Source organism: Brevundimonas poindexterae (assembly GCF_020524625.1).
GTDB classification, from domain to species: domain Bacteria; phylum Pseudomonadota; class Alphaproteobacteria; order Caulobacterales; family Caulobacteraceae; genus Brevundimonas; species Brevundimonas poindexterae_A.
This window is the reverse complement of the sequence record NZ_JAIVLL010000006.1, coordinates 22,328-40,116: the sequence shown is the minus strand read 5'-3', so window position 1 is coordinate 40,116 and position 17,789 is coordinate 22,328. Positions and strand designations below refer to the sequence as shown.

Here is a 17,789-nt window from a genome sequence, read left to right as displayed (position 1 = left end):
GAAAGGGCAGTCTGTCGCTTGGCTTGCCGGGCAGTGGTGGTATTTCTCGGCCATGACCCTGCTTGAGCGGATCGACCCGACGCGCACATGGCCCGGCTTTCTGGCCACGGCGGGCGCAGGCCTGACCGCCCTGTTCGTCTTTCTGGAGCCGACGCCGACGCAGGTGTTGAGTGTGCCCGCGCTGATCGCTTTCTGGGGCGCGCATGTCTTCCTGTTCCTCGCGCTCGCACAGGGGGCGCAGGTCCTCGTCTCCCGCCATGTCGCGCCCAAGGCCAACCCCTGGGCCGCAATCCTGGCGGCGGGAATCCTGGCGTCGACCGTTCTGACGCCGATAGCGCTGCTGCTCGACCATCTGATGGTCGGCCCCCTCGATCCCGCCGAAGCGAGCGGCTGGACCTGGGTCGGGCTGATCGAGGAATGGGCCAGCCTCGCCGCCCCGGCGACCCTGGTCTGGCTGGGCCTGAACGCCGTGCGGTTTCTGCGCCTGTCCGAGCCGGCGCCCCCGTCAACGCCAGAGGGCAACGGTCAGGGCGCGGAGCCGGATTTCATGCGGCGGCTGCCGCCGGGTCGACGGGGGCAACTCATCGCCCTGAGCGCAGAGCTGCATTATCTGCGGGTCCATACCACGAGGGGCGACAGCCTGATCCTGCAGGGCTTCGGCGAGGCCCTTGAGCAGTTGTGTCCCGACGCCGGGGTCCGCATCCATCGCTCGCACTGGATCGACCCGGCGTTCGTCGCCGAGGTGACGCGGGAGGGGGGCCGCACCACCGTGCGTCTGTCCAACGGTCTGACCCTGCCGGTGGCGCGAAACCGGCGGGCAGAGGTGGCCGCCAACCTCGCGCGGGCCTGACCTTTCGTGAGGCCGGGCGCGACTTTCGTGCCCTGATCGCGCCACTCGTGCAGCCAGGACGACCGTTCGTGCATTGGCGTTAGCCGGGTCTCCCGGCCTCCCTCATCAGTGCTTCCCGTACCGCAAGCGCCAGCCCGGACGGCAAGACCGATGAGCTCCTACCCATGAGTCCGCGACCCGCGGACACGCTGAACCTGTCCCCGCCGTCCGTCCGATCCGGGACGGCCTGCAACAGAACCGGCGCCGAAACGACACCGGGCCCACACGGATCGGTGACGCGGGCGCCGCACGAGTCAGGCATTCGCATTCCCCGGGCGACGTCCGGTTCGGGGAAATCGATGACGCATGTGGAGACGGTGTCCGGAGCGGCCCCGGCCGGTCGATGGACCGGAACCCCGCACGGCCTGCGCCGGGAGATCCAGCGGCTCAGGCTGTCGTGGGCCGCAGGCATCGACACCGCCTCGCCCGTGCACGTCGCCCTCGTCGCGACCGTCATCCTGTCGGCCTTCTTCGTCCTGCTTCCGGGCGTGGATCTTGCCGTCAGCCAGGTCTTCTTCGATGCCGATCAAGGGTTCGTCGCCGCCTCTCACCCGGCGCTGAAGGCGTTGCGCCGGTCGTCGACCTGGGTCATGGGTCTGGTCCTGCTGGCGTTACTCGTCGTTGCCGTGCGCGGCGTGTGGACCCGTCGCCGCGAGGCGAGGAAGGCGCTGTTCCTGATCGCCGGCCTGGCTATGGCCTCGGGTCTGGTCGTGAACGGCCTGTTCAAGTCCAGCTGGGGCCGGGCCCGCCCGATCCAGATCGACACATTCGGCGGCGAGGCCGTTTTCACCCGGGCCTGGGCGATGACCGACCAGTGCGCCTCCAACTGTTCCTTTGTCTCGGGCGAGGCCTCTTCCGCCGCCTGGATTGCGGCGGCAGCGGTCGTCATGACGCCGCAACCGTGGCGCGCCATCCTGATCCCGGCGGCCTTCGCCTACGCGGCCGCCCTGTCGTTCAACCGCCTGGTGTTCGGCGGTCACTTCCTGTCGGACATTGTGTTGTCATGGGCCATCACCGCTCTGGTTCTCTGCCTTCTACATCGCCTTATGCTCCACTGCCCCCTGGCGGCGCGCCGGGCGCGGCGCAGACGTCGCGCGCGGCAGGGGGATCCCGCCCTGGCCTGATCCCTCTCGGCCTGGTTGGCGCTGTCGCGGCCCTCACCGCCGTGCGCCTGATCGGCCTGTGGACCGCCCGGACCGACCTCTATGTCGATGAAGCCCAATACTGGGCGTGGAGCCAGAACCTCGCCTGGGGCTATTTTTCCAAGCCGCCATTTCTGGCCTGGATGATCGCTGCGGCCGAGCCCCTGTGCGGATCGACCGAGGCCTGCGTCCGTGCCCCCTCGACCCTGAGCTGGGCGATCACCGCCCTCGCTGTTTCGGCCACCGCCGCCACCCTCGGCGGACGCAGGGCGGCGTGGTGGGCGGGCCTCGGCGTGCTGCTGGCCCCCGGCGCAGCCTTCTCGGCGCGGATCGCCTCGACCGACGCACCGCTGCTGATGTTCTGGGCGCTGGCTGTGCTGGCCTTCCTGCGGCTCCGGGCGGGGAGCGGCCGGGGCTGGCTGGCCCTGATGGCCGTGTCCTTCGGCCTCGGCCTGCTCTCCAAATATGCCATGGCCTATCTGCTGCCCTGTCTGGCGATCGCCGCGCTGGTCGACGCTGACAGCCGACGGACCCTCCGGCGGCCCGACGTCTGGCTGGCCCTGGCCGCCGGTCTGTTCATCTTCAGTCCCAACCTCGCCTGGAACGCCCTGAACGGTGCCGTCACCCTTCAGCACACGGCCGACAATGCCCGGGGCGAGGGTCTGGCGCTGGACGTCGGCAGCGGCCTTGAGTTCATCGCGGCGCAATTCCTTCTGGCCGGGCCGGTGGCATTGGCGGCGGTCGCCATGGAGGCCGCCCGCGGCTCGACGCTCCGCCCGGACGAGCGGCTGTTGCTGGCGCTGTCGCTGCCGGTCCTGCTGGCTCTGACGGTGCTGGCCTTTATGGGTCGGGCCCATGCCAATTGGGCGGCCACGGCCCTGATCGCGGTCTGGGTCCTCAGTGGGCTGCTGTTTGCACGGCAGCGCCTCCCCCTCTGGCCGGTCGGGCTTCTTCTCGGGGTGGCGCTTCAGGCTCTGCTGCTGGTGGGAGATGCCTGGCCGGACCGGGTCGGCGTGTCCGGGAGCGAGCCGTACAGGCAGGTCCGCGGCTGGTCCGACCTGTCCCGGGCGGTCGCAAGGCAGGCACGGGAACAGGGGGTCAGCACCGTGATCGCCGAGACGCGGGCCGACGCCGCCCAGCTGACCTATTACCTTCGGAACAGTCCCCTTCAGGTGCGCGTCTGGCCGACCCCGGAGGGGCAGGGGCCGGCCAACTACTATGAGATGACCCGCGCGCTGGACGCCGCCGACGCAGGGCGCCCCGCCCTGCTGGCTACGGCCTGCCCTGACATGGATCGCCTTCCGGCCGCACGCCGCCTCGCCCCCGTCACGGTGAGGACCGGACGGATCGGCCGCCGGACGCGCCATCTGTTCGTGGTGACCGGCGGGGCCGCCAGTCGACCGGCCCCGTGCACCTCGGGGCCGGCGCCGACCCCGGACGCCCCCTGACGGTTTCGACCCCGGAGCGTTGAGGTCCGACCCGCCCCGGCCTTTTGCGACGGAGGAGGCCAGGCGGTCTGCAAATCCAGTTGTCGGGAGGCGCTTCCCGGGCCTAGGTTCCCCTCAACGAGGGGACCATCATGACCGACATCGATACTTCCGCGTCCGGAAAGCGCCGGCGCCTTGAACTGACGCTCCGCGCGCTCGTGCTGGGCTGCGTACTGGCGGTGATCTTCACCGCCGCCAACACCTATCTGGGGCTCAAGGTCGGCCTGACCTTCGCCTCGGCCATTCCGGCGGCGGTCATTTCCATGGCCCTGCTGCGCGGCTTCCGCACCTCGACCATCTGGGAAAACATGACCGTCCAGACCGTCGCCTCGGTCGGCGGCGCGATGAGCTCGATCATCTTCGTCCTGCCCGGGCTGGTGATGATCGGCTGGTGGCTGGAATTCCCCTTCTGGATCTCGACCCTGATCTGCATCTTCGGCGGCATTCTGGGCGTGACCTTCTCCATCCCGCTGCGACGGGCGCTCGTCACCGGCGGCGGCCTGCCCTACCCCGAAGGCGTCGCCGCCGCCGAGGTGCTGAAGGTCGGCTCGCGCGGCGCCCAGCAGACCGAAAGCGCCGTCCGCGAGAACAAGGCCGGCCTGCTGGTCGTTGTCGTCGGCGCCGTGGTCTCGGCCGTCTATGCTTGGCTGATCGCCGCCCGGGCCTTTGCCGGAGAAGCCGCCCGCTACTTCAAACTGCCGGCCGCCCTGGGCGGCGGCGCGACGGGCATGGGCTTCGGCATGCAGTTCGCCCTGCTGGGCGCGGGCCATCTGATCGGCCTGTCGGTTGGTCTGGCCCAGCTGTTCGGCCTGATCCTGGCCTGGGCGATCGCCGTGCCGATCCTGACCTCGCCCGACACCATCGCCTGGCTGACCGCCCACGGCATTCCCTCGATCGCCGGCACCCTGCCTGCGGGCGTGTCCGCCGAGGAGCTGGCCGGGACCGTCTGGAGCCGCGAGGTTCGCTTCATGGGCGCCGGCGTGATCGGCGTGGCCGCCATCTGGACCCTGATCAAGCTGGCCGGCCCCCTGATCGGCGGCCTCACCTCGGCGCTGGCCGCCCAGGCCCGCCGCAATGAGGGCATGGCCCTGGACATCACCGAGCAGGACATTCCGATCCGGATCGTCGGCGGCCTGTCGTTGGCCGCGCTCGCCGGCATCACCGCCGTGCTGGCCTGGTTCGCCCAGACCACGCCGGTTCTGGCCGGATCGACCGCCATGCTGGTCGCCGGCGGGCTGGTCTATGTGACCCTGATCGGCTTCGCCGTGGCGGCCATCTGCGGCTATATGGCCGGCCTGATCGGCTCGTCGAACAGCCCGGTCTCGGGCGTCGGCATCCTCGCCATCGTCATCGCCTCGGTGCTGATGCTGGGCGTCATGGCCGTGGCCGGCGTGCCCGCCGATCCCGCCATCATCGCCTTTGCCCTGATCGTCACTGCCGTGGTCTTTGCCGTCGCGGTCATCGCCAATGACAACCTCCAGGACCTCAAGACCGGCCAGCTGGTCGGCGCCACCCCCTGGCGCCAGCAGACGGCCCTGATCGTCGGCGTGGTCGCCGGCGCCCTGGTCATCCCCTTCATCCTGAACCAGATGAACGGCGCGTTCGGCTTCGAGGGGGGCCCTCCCGGCATCGCCAACCAGCCCCTGGCCGCCCCGCAAGCCACCCTGATCTCGGCGCTCGCCCGCGGCGTGATCGGCGGCGACCTGCGCTGGGACCTGATCGGCCTCGGCGCCCTGATCGGCGTCGTCATCATCGTCCTCGACATCGTGCTGTCGGGCGCCAGCAAGGGGCGGATCAAGCTGCCGCCGCTGGCCGTCGGCATCGGCTTCTACCTGCCGGCCGCCGTCACCATGATGCTGGTCGTGGGCGCCGTCTGCGGCTGGCTGTATGACCGGGCCGTCTCGGGCACCCGCTTTGCCGATGTGGCGCGGCGCATGGGCGTGTTGCTGGCGTCCGGCCTGATCGTCGGCGAGAGCCTGTTCGGCGTCATCTACGCCGGCATCATCGTCGCCACCCGCAACGAGGCGCCACTGGCCCTGCTGCCCGAGGGCAGCGCTTGGCCGGCCATGACTGCGGGCATTGTCGCCTTCGTCGTCCTGACCTTTGCGCTCTACAGCTGGGTCCGCGGACGCTCGGCGAAAGTCTGATCCAAGGGCCTTGGCGTCCGGAGCGGCGCCGGGGCCCCTCCTCCCCGGCAATGAAAACCGGCGACGGCTGGCCTTTCGTCGCCCGGACCTGTATGAGGCGCGCGCTCCCCGCACCGTCGCCCTCACCCTGCGGCCCGCATCTGCCGGCCGCCCTGCACGTCTGATAGCTCCATGAACCTTCGCAACGTCGCCATCATCGCCCACGTCGACCACGGCAAGACCACCCTGGTGGACCAGCTGCTGGCCCAGTCCGGCGTGTTCCGCGCCAATGAGGCGACCACCGAGCGCGCCATGGACTCCAACGATCAGGAGCGCGAGCGCGGCATCACCATCCTGGCCAAGGCCACCTCGGTCCTGTGGAACGGCAAGGCGGGCGAGACCCGCATCAACATCATCGACACCCCCGGCCACGCCGACTTCGGCGGCGAGGTCGAGCGGATCCTCGGCATGGTCGACGGCTGCGTCATCCTGGTCGACGCCGAAGAGGGCGTCATGCCCCAGACCAAATTCGTGCTGACCAAGGCGCTCAAGATGGGCCTGCGCCCCATCCTCTGCATCAACAAGGTCGACCGCGCCCACGCCGATCCCGACCGCGTGCACCTCGAGACCATGGAGCTGTTCGAGGCCATCGGCGCCACCCCGGAACAGCTGGACTTCCCCCACATCTACGCCTCGGGCCGCAACGGCTGGGCGACGCTGGATCTGGACAAGCCCAACGACAACCTCGCGCCCCTGTTCGACCTGATCGTCGACCATGTGCCGCCGCCCGCCGTTGCCGAGAACACCGACAAGCCGTTCCAGATGCTCAATGTGCTGATCGAGAGCGACCCCTTCCTGGGCCGCCTGCTGACCGGACGCATCGAGTCCGGCAAGGCCATCCCCGGCATGCCGATCAAGGCCCTGTCGCGCGACGGCAAGATGATCGAGCAGGGCCGCATCACCAAGGTGCTGGCCTTCCGGGGCCTGAAGCGCCAGCCGATCGACGAGGGCGCCGAGGCCGGTGACATCGTCGCCATCGCGGGCATGGCCAAGGCCACCGTGGCCGACACCCTGTGCGCGCTCGAGGTCACCGAAGCGCTCGACGCCCAGCCGATCGATCCGCCCACCATCTCCATGACCGTCGGCGTCAACGACAGCCCGCTGGCCGGCCGCGAGGGCGACAAGGTCCAGTCGCGCGTCATCCGCGACCGCCTGCTGAAAGAAGCCGAGGCCAATGTCGCCATCCGCGTCACCCAGACCCCGGGCGCCGACGCCTATGAGGTCGCCGGTCGCGGCGAACTGCAGCTGGGCGTGCTGATCGAGAACATGCGCCGCGAAGGCTTCGAGGTGTCCATCAGCCGCCCCCGCGTGGTCTACAAGACCGGCGAGAACGGCGAGCGGCTGGAGCCGATCGAGGAAGTCGTCGTCGACGTCGATGACGAATACACCGGCGTGGTCATCGAAAAGCTGTCGGCCCGCAAGGCCGAGCTGAAGGACATGGGCCCCTCGGGTGCCGGCAAGACCCGCATCAGCCTGATGTGCCCGTCGCGCTCGCTGATCGGCTATCAGGGCGAATTCCTGACCGACACGCGCGGTTCGGGCGTGCTGAACCGCGTCTTCAGCCACTATGAACCGCACAAGGGCGAGATCGCCGGCCGCCTGAAGGGCGTGCTGATCTCCAACTCGGATGGCGAAACCGCCGCCTTCGCCCTGTGGAACCTCGAGGACCGCGGCGTCATGTTCGTGGGCGCGGGCGAGCGCACCTATCAGGGCATGATCATCGGCGAGAACAGCCGCTGGGACGATCTCGACGTCAACCCGATCAAGGGCAAGCAGCTGACCAACGTCCGCGCCGCCGGCAAGGACGAGGCCGTGCGCCTGACCCCGCCGCGCGTCATGAGCCTGGAACAGGCCATCGCCTATATCGACGAGGACGAACTGGTCGAGGTGACGCCCAAGTCGATCCGCCTGCGCAAGCAGGTCCTGAATCCCAGCTTCCGCAAGAAGCGCGTCCGCCCCGAATAGGGCTGGCGTTCCTTCCGGACATGAAAAAGGGCGGCTCCGCAGGGAGCCGCCCTTTCTGTTTTCAGATCGTCAGCCGATCAGGCGCGACGCTTCACCAGTCCCAGCAGGAACAGCAGGATGATGGCGCCGATGGTGGCGACGATGGTCGAACCGATCCAGCCACCCCAGGCAAAGCCGAGGGCATTGGCCAGGACACCACCGATCACGGCACCCACGATACCGACGATCAGATTGGTGAGAAGGCCGTGGCTGCGGCCCATGATCTGTTCAGCCAGCCAGCCGGCAATGATACCGACGATGATCCAGAAAATGATATTCATGTGAGCTTCCTTCCTTAGAGCGTCCAAGCTGAACCTTTAATGCGCGCCCCTGCCCCCGGGTTGCATGCAGGCCGCGCCCCATCGGGATTCGCATACCGCCGTCATTCCCCCGTCACGCGACCCCGGCACGAGGTTTGCCGCGTGAAGGGCGAGCCGTTCCGTTTCGGGACAGGTCGCAACATGGGGAAATGGCCATGGCCACTGACATCGATCTTCACCTGGGGCGCCGCCTGCGCCGCCGCCGCCGCCTTCTGGGCCTGACGCAACAGCAGCTGGCCACCCAGGTCGGCATCCGCTTCCAGCAGATCCAGAAGTATGAGTGCGGCGCCAACCGCATCTCGGCCGCCCGCCTGTGGCAGCTGTCCGAGGCGCTGGAAACGCCCGTCAGCTATTTCTACGACGGCCTGACCGAGGCGCTGGAGCGCAGCGAGACCGCCGGCGGCGCCGGAGGCGAGATGTTCTCGCGCAAGGAAACCCTCGACCTGATCCAGGCCTACTATCAGCTGGGCGAGCGTCCGCGCCGTCGCCTGCTGGATCTGGCCAAGTCGCTGCATTCTGAAGGCGACGCCGTAGCTTAAATGGGTGACGACGGGCGGCGGCGTCTGTATGCCGCCCACCCATGACCGCACATGAAGCCTTCGCCCTCGAGCTCGCTCGCGTCGCCGCCGACGTGACCCTGCCCCTGTTCCGCACGGGGGCCGCCGCCGAGGACAAGGGCAAACCGGGCGCCTTCGACCCGGTGACCGAGGCCGACCGGGGCGCCGAGGCGGCCATGCGACGCCTGATCGAGTCGCACTTTCCCGACCACGGCATCGTCGGCGAGGAATACGGCGCCGACCGCCCGGACGCCGACTATGTCTGGGTCCTGGATCCCGTCGACGGCACCCGCGCCTTCGTCGCCGGCCTGCCGCTGTGGACCACATTGATCGGCCTGACCCATCGGGGACGCCCCGTGGTGGGCGCCGTCGCCCAGCCCTATCTCGACGAAGTCTTCCTCGGCGGTCCGTCCGGCGCGCGCTGCGTCACGCGCGGAGCCGAGACGCCGATCGCCACCCGCCCCTGCCCGAAACTGAATGATGCCGTCATCGCCACCACCGACCCAGACATCTTCACCGGGGCCGAGTTGGGCGGCTGGCGACAGGTCCGCGCGACCGCCCGCCTCGCGCGGCTGGGCTGCGACGCCTATGCCTATGCCATGCTGGCCTCGGGCCACATCGATCTGGTGGCCGAGACGGGTCTCAAGCCCTGGGACTGGACGGCCCTGGTCGCCCTGATCGAGGCCGCGGGCGGGCGGGTCACCGACTGGCTGGGTGAAACGCCCCGTGACGACGGCCGCATTCTGGCTGTGGGCGATGCCGCCCTCACGGATCAGGCGCTCCTGACGCTGCGCCGCGCGGTCGGTTAGACCGGCTCGGCCTGCGATTCCAGGGCCTTGCGCGACAGGCGAGCGCGCCGCCACGCCGCCCACAGGAAGACAGCGGCCCCCAGCCAGATGAAGCCGAACGACACCCCGCGCAGCCAAGTGAACTCCTCACCCTGACTCACCCCGATGACGAAGCTGATCGTCGGGGCGATGAACTGCAGGAAGCCGATGGTCGTCAGCGGCAGCCGTCGGGCCGCCCACGAGAACAGCACCAGTGGGCCGACCGTCACGGGCCCGGCCATGGCCAGCCAGAAGGCCGCGTTCGGACTGTCGAAGAACACGCCCGTGCCCTGCATCTGCAGCCAGATCAGCCAGGCCAGACCGAAGGGCGCCATGATCAGGCATTCCACAAACAGGCCCGCCTGGGCCTCGGCCCGCACGCGCTTCCGGATGACCCCATACGCGGCGAACGACACCGCCAGCGTCAGCGAGATGATCGGCAGCCGGCCCAGCGCCACGGCCTGCAGGGCCACGCCCGTGGCCGCCAGCGCAATAGCCACCAGTCCCGCCCGGCTCAGCCGCTCGCGGAACAGCCATGCGCCCAGCGCCATGTTGAACAGCGGGTTCAGATAGTAGCCGAGGCTGGTCTCCAGCGTGTGGCCGTGGTTCACCGCCCAGACGAACAGGCCCCAGTTCAGCGCGATCAGCGTGGTCGACAGGATCAGCCAGCCCAGTGTCCGGCGATCGGCAAAGGCGGCCTTCACCTGATCCGACTGCCGGGCCCAGACGACCAGCACCGCGGCCCAGACCACGCCCCAGACGGCCCGGTGGCCCATGATCTCGAAGGCATCGGCCCCCGCCGCACCCATGGGCTGATAGATCAGGGGCGACAGCCCCCACAGCACATAGCACCCCAACCCCGCCAGCAGGGCGGCGCGACCGTCCGGCGCGGCCGTCGTCATCAGACGGTCAGGCCGCGATAGCCGTCAGCGGGCTTGATGGTGCCGGTCTCGTCCAGCAGCTGGGCGATCTGGACGGCGTTCAGCGCCGCGCCCTTGCGCAGATTGTCGGACACGACCCACAGGTTCAGGCCGTTCTCGACGGTCGGATCCTTGCGGATCCGGCTGACGAACACGGCAAAGTCGCCCGCTGCGTCAACCGGAGTGACGTAGCCATCGGCCTCCTGCTTGTCGACGACCAGCACGCCGGGCGCCTCACGCAGGATCTCCCGGGCCTCATCGGGCGAGATGGGACGGTCGAACTCGACCGTGACCGATTCCGAATGGCCGACGAACACCGGCACCCGCACGCAGGTGACGGTCAGCTTGATCTCCGGATCGAGGATCTTGTGGGTCTCGGCCCACATCTTGGCTTCCTCATCCGTATAGCCGTCGTCGCGGAAAGCCCCGATCATCGGGATCAGGTTGAAGGCGATCTGCTTGGGGAAGACCTTCGGCGTGGCGTCGCCCAGACCATAGATGGCCTTGGTCTGGGTCCACAGCTCGTCCATGGCCTCCTTGCCCGCGCCGGACACCGATTGATAGGTCGAGACCACGCAGCGCCTGATCTTCGCGGCGTCATGCAGGGGCTTCAGCGCCACCACCAGCTGGGCGGTCGAACAGTTCGGATTGGCGATGATGTTCTTCTTCCGCGCATCCTTGACCGCGTCCGGGTTCACTTCCGGCACGATCAGCGGCACGTCCGGGTCCATGCGGAAGGCCGAGGAGTTGTCGATGACGATCGGGCCGGCCTTGCCGATCCGTTCCGACCATTCGCGGCTGACGTCGCCGCCGGCGCTCATCAGCACCACATCGACCTTCGAGAAGTCGAAGGTCTCAAGATTTTCGCATTTGACGGTCTTCTCGCCAAAGGCCACCTCGACGCCCTGCGACTTGCGCGAGGCGATGGCGTGCAGCTGCGACACCGGAAAGTTCAGCTCCTCCAGGATGTTCAGCATTTCCTGGCCGACATTGCCGGTGGCACCTACGACGGCGACGCGATAGCCCATTATGGTCTGTCCTTCGGACGCCCTGCGCGCGCGCCACGGACGCGCGCTGCTCAAGGGCAGGGTGGGGGATGCGGGGTACGGTGCCCATGTAATCATTCCCCCGCCCCACGCAATCGCTTTTCAGTCCCGCGCGCACCCGCTAGGCGGGACCCATGGCTTCCCGTATCGAACGCGCCCACGCGAAAAAGCTGAAAGACGGCATCCTCAAGCCCGATCCGGGTCAGGACGCAGCCCTCAAGGCCCTGGCCCGGCTGGAGAAGGACCTGGGCCGGCGCGGCCTGTTCGGCGGCGTGCCCGATGTGCGCGGCGTCTATCTCTACGGCCCGCCCGGACGCGGCAAGTCCATGCTGATGGACCTGTTCTTCGCCCAGGTGCAGGAGCCCCGGAAGAAGCGCGCCCACTTCCACGCCTTCCTGTCGCGCGTCCATGGGCTGATCCGCAGCTGGCGCGAGGGCGACAAGCGGGCGCGCAAGGCCACCTTCGGCCAGTGGAAAGGCGATGATCCGATCGGACCGGTCGCCGCCCTGATCGCCTCCGAGGCCCGCCTGCTGTGCTTCGACGAGCTGCAGGTCACCGATATCGCCGATGCCCTGATCCTCGGACGCCTGTTCCAGGCTCTGTTCGAGCACAAGGTGGTGCTGGCCGTCACCTCGAACCGCCGGCCGCAGGACCTGTATCTGAACGGGGTCAACCGCGAGCTCTTCGTCCCCTTCATCGATCTTATCGAGGCGCGCTGCGAACGGGTCGAGGTCGCAGGTTCGAGGGACTGGCGCATCGACGCCCTCGCCTCGGCCCCGGCCTGGTACGACTCCACCGACGCCGACGGGCGGGCGGGGTTCGACGCCCTGTGGCAGCGTCTGCGCGGGGACGAGCCCGAGGCCGAGGCCGCCCTCGACGTGCTGGGCCGGGAAATCCGGCTGCCCCGCACGGTCGGCGGCATGGCCCGCGCCACCTTCGCCGATCTGTGCCAGCGCGCGCTGGGCCCGAACGACTACCTCGCCCTCGCCGACCGCTTCCACACCCTGTTCCTCGAGGAAGTCCCGGTCCTGCGCCCCGACGACCACGCCGCCGCCCGCCGTCTGGTGACCCTGATCGACGCCCTGTATGAAGCCAGGACCCGTCTGGTTGTGCTGGCAGCGGCCCCCGCCGAACGCCTCTATCCGGAGGGGCAGGAGACCTTCGAATTCGGCCGGACCGTATCCCGGCTCAAGGAAATGACCGGCAAGGGCTGGCTGGCCGCCACAGGATCGCCGCCGTCGCCCACCATGAACGACCCAAAGCTCCAAGGGAGAGATTGATGTTCACCACCCCCCGCACCCTGGCCGCCCTGGCCGTCGCCCCGCTGCTGCTGATGGCGGCCCCGTCGCTGGCGGCGACCGATCCGGGCACAGCGCCCGCCGCCCGGCCCGCCGCACAGGACCCGGTGCTCGGCCTCACCCCGTCCGAAGTCCGCACCTGGCTGGTGGCCAAGGGCGCCACGGTCGAGGAGCCCCGGACGGTCGAGGGTCAGACCCTGCTGCAGGTCAACGACGGCACCACCAACTGGCTGATCTTCTTCTACGGCTGCGACGCCACCGGCCGCTGCCAGGACATTCAGTTCGCCGCCAATGTCGTGGCCGGCGGCCTGTCGCTGGAGCGGATCAATGCCTGGAACCGCGAGCAGCGCTTTGTGAAGGCCTATCTGCAGTCGAACCTCGATGGCAGCCCTTCGGCGGTGCTGCAGTTCGATGTGCTGCTGCAGCCGGGTCTGGACGCCGAACAGCTGAACGACCCGACCGTGGTCTGGCTGGAACTGCTGGCCCGCTTCATCGAAAGCCTGATCGCGCCGACGACCGAGATTGCTCCGGCCGCTCCGGTGACCCTGCCGACCACCGGCTCCTAGGCCCTCAATAGATCAGGTCGTCGGGTCCGGCTCGCTCGCCGGGCCCGCGCCTGACATTGGCGGCCAGCGCGAGGCCGAAGGTCAGAACCCCGACGCGCCCCATGAACATGAGGGCGATGATGGTGGCCTTGCCGAAGTCCGTCAGGCCCCCGGTGACGCCGGTCGACAAGCCGACCGTGCCGATCGCCGAAATTGCCTCGAAGGCCAGCGCCTCCAGCGGAACGTCCTCGAACCAGGCGAGGCCGAACACCGCCACGAACAGCACCAGCACGTAGAACGAGATCGAAGCCGCAGCCAGCTGGATGCGGTCGGGCGGCACCGCATGCCCCAACACGCTGACTTGGGTCTGGCCTCTCAGGGTGGCGACGACCAGCGCAACCAGCGTGGCCAAGGTGGTGGACTTCAGGCCCCCGCCGGTCCCTGCCGGTGAGGCGCCGAACATCATCAACAGATACATGACCATCACCGAGCCGACCGCCAGCGGCCCCATGGGCACGGTGTTGAAGCCGACGGTCGTCGTGGCGGTCATCGCCTGGAAGAAGGCGGCCAGCAGGCGGTCTCCCCCCGACAGGGCAGCGATGGTCGGCTCCACGAAATACAGAAGCAGCGTCCCGAAGGCTGAGAACGCCAGCGTGGTCACAAGGATCACCCGGCTCACGAAGCCCAGCGCGTGTCGGCGCCTCCGAAGGTTCTCCCAGATATCGGCGAACACCAGAAAGCCGATGGCACCCAGATAGGCCAGAACCGCGACGACCAGATTGACGGCGGTGTCCGCCCGGAAGTCCTCAAGACTGTTGGCGAACAGGCTGAAGCCGGCGGTGCAGAAGGCCGACACACTGTGGAAGATGCCGTTCCACAGGGCATTCTCGACCCCGGCCCGGGCGAACAGGATCCACAGGAGGACCGCGCCCGCGGCCTCGACGCACAGCACAAACCCGCCGATCTCCCGCAGGAACCGCCTCAGATCGAAGTCGGCCGGCAGTCCAAAGGCGCCGAGAGCGGCGTGCTGCTGGGCCAGACTGAGCCGACGTTTCAGGGCCAGGGCGGCGATCGAGCCGAGCGTCATATAGCCCAGACCTCCGGCCTGGATCAGTGCCAGGATGACGATCTCGCCGAACAGGTTGAAACTGCCGCCCGGGTCGATCGAGACCAGACCCGTGGTCGATACGGCCGAGACGGCAATGAACAGGCTGTCGATCAGTCGGACAGGTTCCGAGTGTGCCAGCGGCAGGGCCAGCAAGGCCCACCCCGCCAACATGTATACCCCGTATCCGAGCAGCAGCAGACGCGGCGTGCTGAGCGTTCCCAGCCAGAACCGCAAGCCCCGAAGCGCGCGTGTCATTGAGGATGTCTCCGGACTTCATGTCCGAAAGGGCGCACGATGCGCCGGTGCAGCGGGGCGGCCGAAGCCGCCCCGGTTGCGGGATATCAGGCCAGCGAGCCGTCGACGTCCTTGCAGGCCTGGATCAGGCCCTTCACCGAGTCGACCGACTTCTGCAGCATCGCCTTCTCGTCGTCATTGGTCGAGAATTCGATGATCTTCTCGACGCCCGCGGCGCCGATCAGGGCCGGAACACCGACATACAGGTCCGACAGGCCGTATTCGCCGTTCAGGTGCACGGCGCAGGGCAGGACGCGCTTCTGGTCCAGCAGATAGGAGCGGGCCATGGCGATGGCCGATTCCGCCGGGGCATAGAAGGCCGAACCGGTCTTCAGCAGGGCCACGATCTCGCCGCCGCCCTTGCGGGTGCGCTCGACGATGGCGTCCAGCTCGCCCTGCGACAGGAAACCGGCCGAAACCGCGTCCGGCAGGGGCAGGCCGCCGACGGTCGAGTGGCGCACCATCGGCACCATGTCGTCGCCGTGACCGCCCAGGGTCCAGGCGTGGATATCCTGGATCGACACGCCGGTCTTCTCGGCGAGGAAATAGGCAAAGCGGGCCGAGTCCAGCACGCCGGCCATGCCGACGACCTTCTCCTTGGGCAGGCCCGAGAATTTCTGCAGGGCCCAGACCATGGCGTCGAGCGGGTTGGTGATGCAGATGACGAAGGCGTTCGGCGCGTGGGCCTTGATGCCCTCACCGACGGCCTTCATGACCTTGAGGTTGATGCCGATCAGGTCGTCGCGGCTCATGCCCGGCTTGCGCGGCACACCGGCGGTGACGATGCAGACGTCGGCGCCCGCGATGTCGGCATAGTCATTGGCGCCCTTCAGGGCGACGTCGGTGCCGATCACGGCGGTGGCTTCGGCGATGTCCAGCGCCTTGCCCTGCGGCATGCCCTCGGCGATGTCGAACAGCACCACATCCCCCAGCGCTTCGCGCGCCGCGATGTGGGCCAGGGTGCCGCCGATCATTCCGGCACCGATGAGGGCGATCTTGGCGCGAGCCATGGACAGTCTCCTGAAGAAGGCTTGAGGGAGGAATTCGGTGCGCGCGGTCTAGACCCGGGCGGGGCGCACTGCAAGGCTGGGCGCATGACCGCCTTTGCCGCCGACCCGGCCTTTGATCCCGGATCCCTTGCCGTCGCCGACTGGCCGCTCTGTCAGCTGCGGTTGCAGGACGATGCCCGGTTTCCGTGGCTGATCCTGATCCCGCGCGTGCCGGGCGCGGTCGAGATCGAGGATCTGTCGCCCGGGGACCGCACACGGTTCCTGAACGAGGGCCTGAGCGCCGGGCGGCTGATCCGCAGGATGGGCGAGGCGCTGGGGCGGCCGGTCGACAAGCTGAACATGGCCGCGCTCGGCAATGTCACCGCCCAGCTGCACCTGCATGTGATCGGGCGTCGGCGCGATGATCCGGTCTGGCCCGACCCCGTCTGGGGCCGGGGCACGGCGCATCGCTGGACCGGGTCGGAGCGCGACCGGCTGCTGGCCCTGATCCGCGCGTCTAGTCCTGACGCGGGACCAGACTGACCGTCAGGCGCCGGCGTTCGCCCTGAAGCGTGCCGCTCCAGCCGCGACCGGACCGTACCAGCTCCAGCGTGCCGCCCTCGGCCGGGCCCTGGGCAATCAGCAGCAGGGTTACGGCGTCGCTCTCACGCCGGCCGGATGTCAGGGTGCCGGCGCCCGGCGTCACCCGCGACATCCACGCCCCCTCGATCGGCAGGCCCGAGCCGGGATCGCTCAGCACAAGCGCCATCAGCACGGCGCCGTCCTCGCCCACCAGCTGCCAGGCACCGTCCATCGGCCCCATGCGCTGGTCCATGCGCTGCTCGGCCGAGGTCACGCCCTGGTCATAGGCGAGTGCCGCATCGGTGGGCCCGGCCTCGAACTGGCCGCGGTAATCATCGATGGCGACGGTCGCGCGCACCGGACCGCGATAGGTCGAACTGGAGTCGCCCTCCGCCTCGCCGCCCAGATCCCCCGTGGGCTCGAACGGCCGGATGGGCGGGGCCTCATAGAGGGCCTGACTGGGCAGGGGGGCGACGCCGGGATCCTGTGCAGTGGCGATCCCGGGGGCAGCAAGGGCGATCAGCAGGGCAAGGGCAGTCAGCTTCATGGCCCGACCCTAACGCGTCAGCGCGACATTCGGCCACCCCATGCGACCGGTCTGTGTCCGGGGCCGTATATTCTCCCGTGGCGCCGCGGTTCGTTGACAGGGCCGCGCGCGCCTCTCTAAAGCCTTCCCTGTTCCTCCGTCCGTTGTTTTGTCCCAGGTTTTTGAGAACCATTCGCATGTCGGACCCGATTCCGGGCAGCGCCGCGCCCCAGGCCACGCCGCCCCAATTCTACACCCCGCAGCCGAACGGACGCGTGCGTCCGACCTCGCCCCACCTGCAGATCTGGCGCTGGCACGTGACCATGCTGGGATCGATCCTGCACCGGATCACCGGCGCGGGTCTGGTCGGCGGACTGGTGCTGGTGGCCCTGTGGCTGGGCGCCCTGGCGTTCGGGCCTGAAGCCTACGACACCTTTGCCGCCCTGGCGGGCTCGCCGCTGGGCCTGATCGTCTGGTTCGCCCTGTCGCTGGCGGGCTTTTATCACTTAGCCTCGGGCGTCCGGCACCTGATCTGGGATACGGGCGCGGGCCTGACGCCGAAGGGTGCCTCGACCCTGACCACCGCCACCCTGGTGTTCGCCCTGGTCGCCACCCTGGCCTTCTGGGCCTGGCTCTTCTCTGCCGGAAAGGTCACGCTGTGAGCGCGCACAAGGCCCTGTACCGCAAGAATGTGAAGGTCGCCGAGCACAAGGGCGCCGGCGCCTGGCTGGCCGAGCGGCTGTCGTCGCTGGTTCTGGTGCCGCTGATCCTGTGGGCCCTGTGGTCCGCCGCCATGATCGCGGGCACCGGCTATCAGGGCGCGCTGGACTGGTTCGCCCAGCCCCTCAACGCCTGGGTGCTGGCCGCAACCTGGCTGGTCACCCTGTGGCACGCCAACATGGGTATCACGGTAATCGTCGAGGACTATATCCACAAGCGCTCGACCCTCGGCCTGCTGCTGGGCCTCAACGCGCTTGTCTGTCTGGGGCTGGCGGCGGTCGGCCTGTTGTTCATCACGCGACTGGCGACGGGTTCGGACCCGCTGCCGGCGGGCTTCGGAGTCTGGTAG

At 68.7% G+C, this 17,789-nt stretch carries 18 protein-coding genes; 12 read left to right on the top strand and 6 right to left on the bottom strand.

Annotation, left to right across the window (positions count from 1 at the left end; all coding sequences use genetic code 11):
• Positions 1-52: 52 nt before the first annotated feature.
• The 5 genes from LC068_RS13530 (at position 53) to typA (ending at position 7,669) form a co-directional block, all read left to right on the top strand.
• Positions 53-850, top strand: a complete 798-nt coding sequence (locus LC068_RS13530) for a LytTR family DNA-binding domain-containing protein (protein WP_226638064.1) — start codon at positions 53-55, stop codon at positions 848-850.
• Between the two features lie 338 nt (positions 851-1,188).
• Positions 1,189-2,013 carry a phosphatase PAP2 family protein gene (locus LC068_RS13525; protein ID WP_226638061.1) on the top strand — a complete coding sequence of 275 codons (825 nt, stop codon included), beginning with the start codon at positions 1,189-1,191 and terminating at the stop codon, positions 2,011-2,013.
• A 41-nt stretch (positions 2,014-2,054) separates the two neighbouring features.
• Positions 2,055-3,479, top strand: coding sequence for an ArnT family glycosyltransferase (locus tag LC068_RS13520; RefSeq protein WP_226638059.1), 1,425 nt, complete (start codon positions 2,055-2,057; stop codon positions 3,477-3,479).
• Positions 3,480-3,610: 131 nt separating this feature from the next.
• Positions 3,611-5,665 carry an OPT family oligopeptide transporter gene (locus LC068_RS13515; RefSeq protein ID WP_226638057.1) on the top strand — a complete coding sequence of 685 codons (2,055 nt, stop codon included), beginning with the start codon at positions 3,611-3,613 and terminating at the stop codon, positions 5,663-5,665.
• 171 nt (positions 5,666-5,836) lie between these two features.
• Entirely contained in the window at positions 5,837-7,669 is a 1,833-nt protein-coding gene (typA, locus tag LC068_RS13510; RefSeq protein ID WP_226638055.1) for a translational GTPase TypA, read from the top strand.
• A 77-nt stretch (positions 7,670-7,746) separates the two neighbouring features.
• Here typA and LC068_RS13505 read toward each other — a convergent pair whose 3' ends face one another.
• Complete coding sequence (locus LC068_RS13505) at positions 7,747-7,989, bottom strand: GlsB/YeaQ/YmgE family stress response membrane protein (RefSeq protein ID WP_226638053.1); 243 nt, start codon at positions 7,987-7,989, stop codon at positions 7,747-7,749.
• Positions 7,990-8,177: 188 nt separating this feature from the next.
• Between LC068_RS13505 and LC068_RS13500 the strand changes: the two genes are divergently transcribed.
• Both LC068_RS13500 and hisN read left to right on the top strand, forming a co-directional pair.
• Positions 8,178-8,567, top strand: a complete 390-nt coding sequence (locus LC068_RS13500; protein ID WP_404825221.1) for a helix-turn-helix domain-containing protein — start codon at positions 8,178-8,180, stop codon at positions 8,565-8,567.
• A gap of 41 nt (positions 8,568-8,608) precedes the next feature.
• The gene (gene hisN, locus LC068_RS13495) at positions 8,609-9,394 is read left to right on the top strand and encodes a histidinol-phosphatase (protein ID WP_226638051.1); all 786 of its coding nucleotides are present in this window, start codon (positions 8,609-8,611) and stop codon (positions 9,392-9,394) included.
• Here hisN and rarD read toward each other — a convergent pair.
• Both rarD and LC068_RS13485 read right to left on the bottom strand, forming a co-directional pair.
• Positions 9,391-10,314 (bottom strand): EamA family transporter RarD, encoded by a 924-nt coding sequence (gene rarD / locus LC068_RS13490; protein ID WP_209120035.1) that lies wholly within the window; start codon positions 10,312-10,314, stop codon positions 9,391-9,393. The genes hisN and rarD overlap by 4 nt on opposite strands.
• On the bottom strand, positions 10,314-11,360 hold the full coding sequence (locus LC068_RS13485) for an aspartate-semialdehyde dehydrogenase (protein WP_226638049.1): 1,047 nt from the start codon (positions 11,358-11,360) through the stop codon (positions 10,314-10,316). The genes rarD and LC068_RS13485 overlap by 1 nt, the downstream gene beginning before the upstream one ends.
• A 152-nt stretch (positions 11,361-11,512) precedes the next feature.
• Here LC068_RS13485 and zapE point away from each other — a divergent pair, with 152 nt between their 5' ends.
• Complete coding sequence (gene zapE / locus LC068_RS13480; protein ID WP_226638047.1) at positions 11,513-12,658, top strand: cell division protein ZapE; 1,146 nt, start codon at positions 11,513-11,515, stop codon at positions 12,656-12,658.
• Complete coding sequence (locus tag LC068_RS13475) at positions 12,658-13,242, top strand: YbjN domain-containing protein (protein WP_226638045.1); 585 nt, start codon at positions 12,658-12,660, stop codon at positions 13,240-13,242. The genes zapE and LC068_RS13475 overlap by 1 nt, the downstream gene beginning before the upstream one ends.
• A 4-nt stretch (positions 13,243-13,246) precedes the next feature.
• On the opposite strand, the gene LC068_RS13470 is transcribed toward LC068_RS13475, so the two are convergent.
• Positions 13,247-14,584, bottom strand: a complete 1,338-nt coding sequence (locus tag LC068_RS13470; RefSeq protein WP_226638043.1) for a TrkH family potassium uptake protein — start codon at positions 14,582-14,584, stop codon at positions 13,247-13,249.
• A gap of 86 nt (positions 14,585-14,670) precedes the next feature.
• Entirely contained in the window at positions 14,671-15,633 is a 963-nt protein-coding gene (gene mdh / locus LC068_RS13465; RefSeq protein ID WP_209120039.1) for a malate dehydrogenase, read from the bottom strand.
• A gap of 84 nt (positions 15,634-15,717) precedes the next feature.
• Here mdh and LC068_RS13460 point away from each other — a divergent pair, with 84 nt between their 5' ends.
• Positions 15,718-16,155, top strand: a complete 438-nt coding sequence (locus tag LC068_RS13460) for an HIT domain-containing protein (RefSeq protein ID WP_226638041.1) — start codon at positions 15,718-15,720, stop codon at positions 16,153-16,155.
• Here LC068_RS13460 and LC068_RS13455 read toward each other — a convergent pair.
• Positions 16,130-16,741, bottom strand: coding sequence for a hypothetical protein (locus LC068_RS13455; protein WP_226638039.1), 612 nt, complete (start codon positions 16,739-16,741; stop codon positions 16,130-16,132). The genes LC068_RS13460 and LC068_RS13455 overlap by 26 nt on opposite strands.
• A gap of 176 nt (positions 16,742-16,917) precedes the next feature.
• Between LC068_RS13455 and sdhC the strand changes: the two genes are divergently transcribed.
• Together sdhC and sdhD are read left to right on the top strand one after the other, a co-directional pair.
• Positions 16,918-17,382: a succinate dehydrogenase, cytochrome b556 subunit gene (gene sdhC, locus LC068_RS13450; protein WP_226638037.1), complete on the top strand. Its 465-nt coding sequence runs from the start codon at positions 16,918-16,920 to the stop codon at positions 17,380-17,382.
• Positions 17,379-17,789 (top strand): succinate dehydrogenase, hydrophobic membrane anchor protein, encoded by a 411-nt coding sequence (gene sdhD, locus LC068_RS13445; RefSeq protein ID WP_226638036.1) that lies wholly within the window; start codon positions 17,379-17,381, stop codon positions 17,787-17,789. The genes sdhC and sdhD overlap by 4 nt, the downstream gene beginning before the upstream one ends.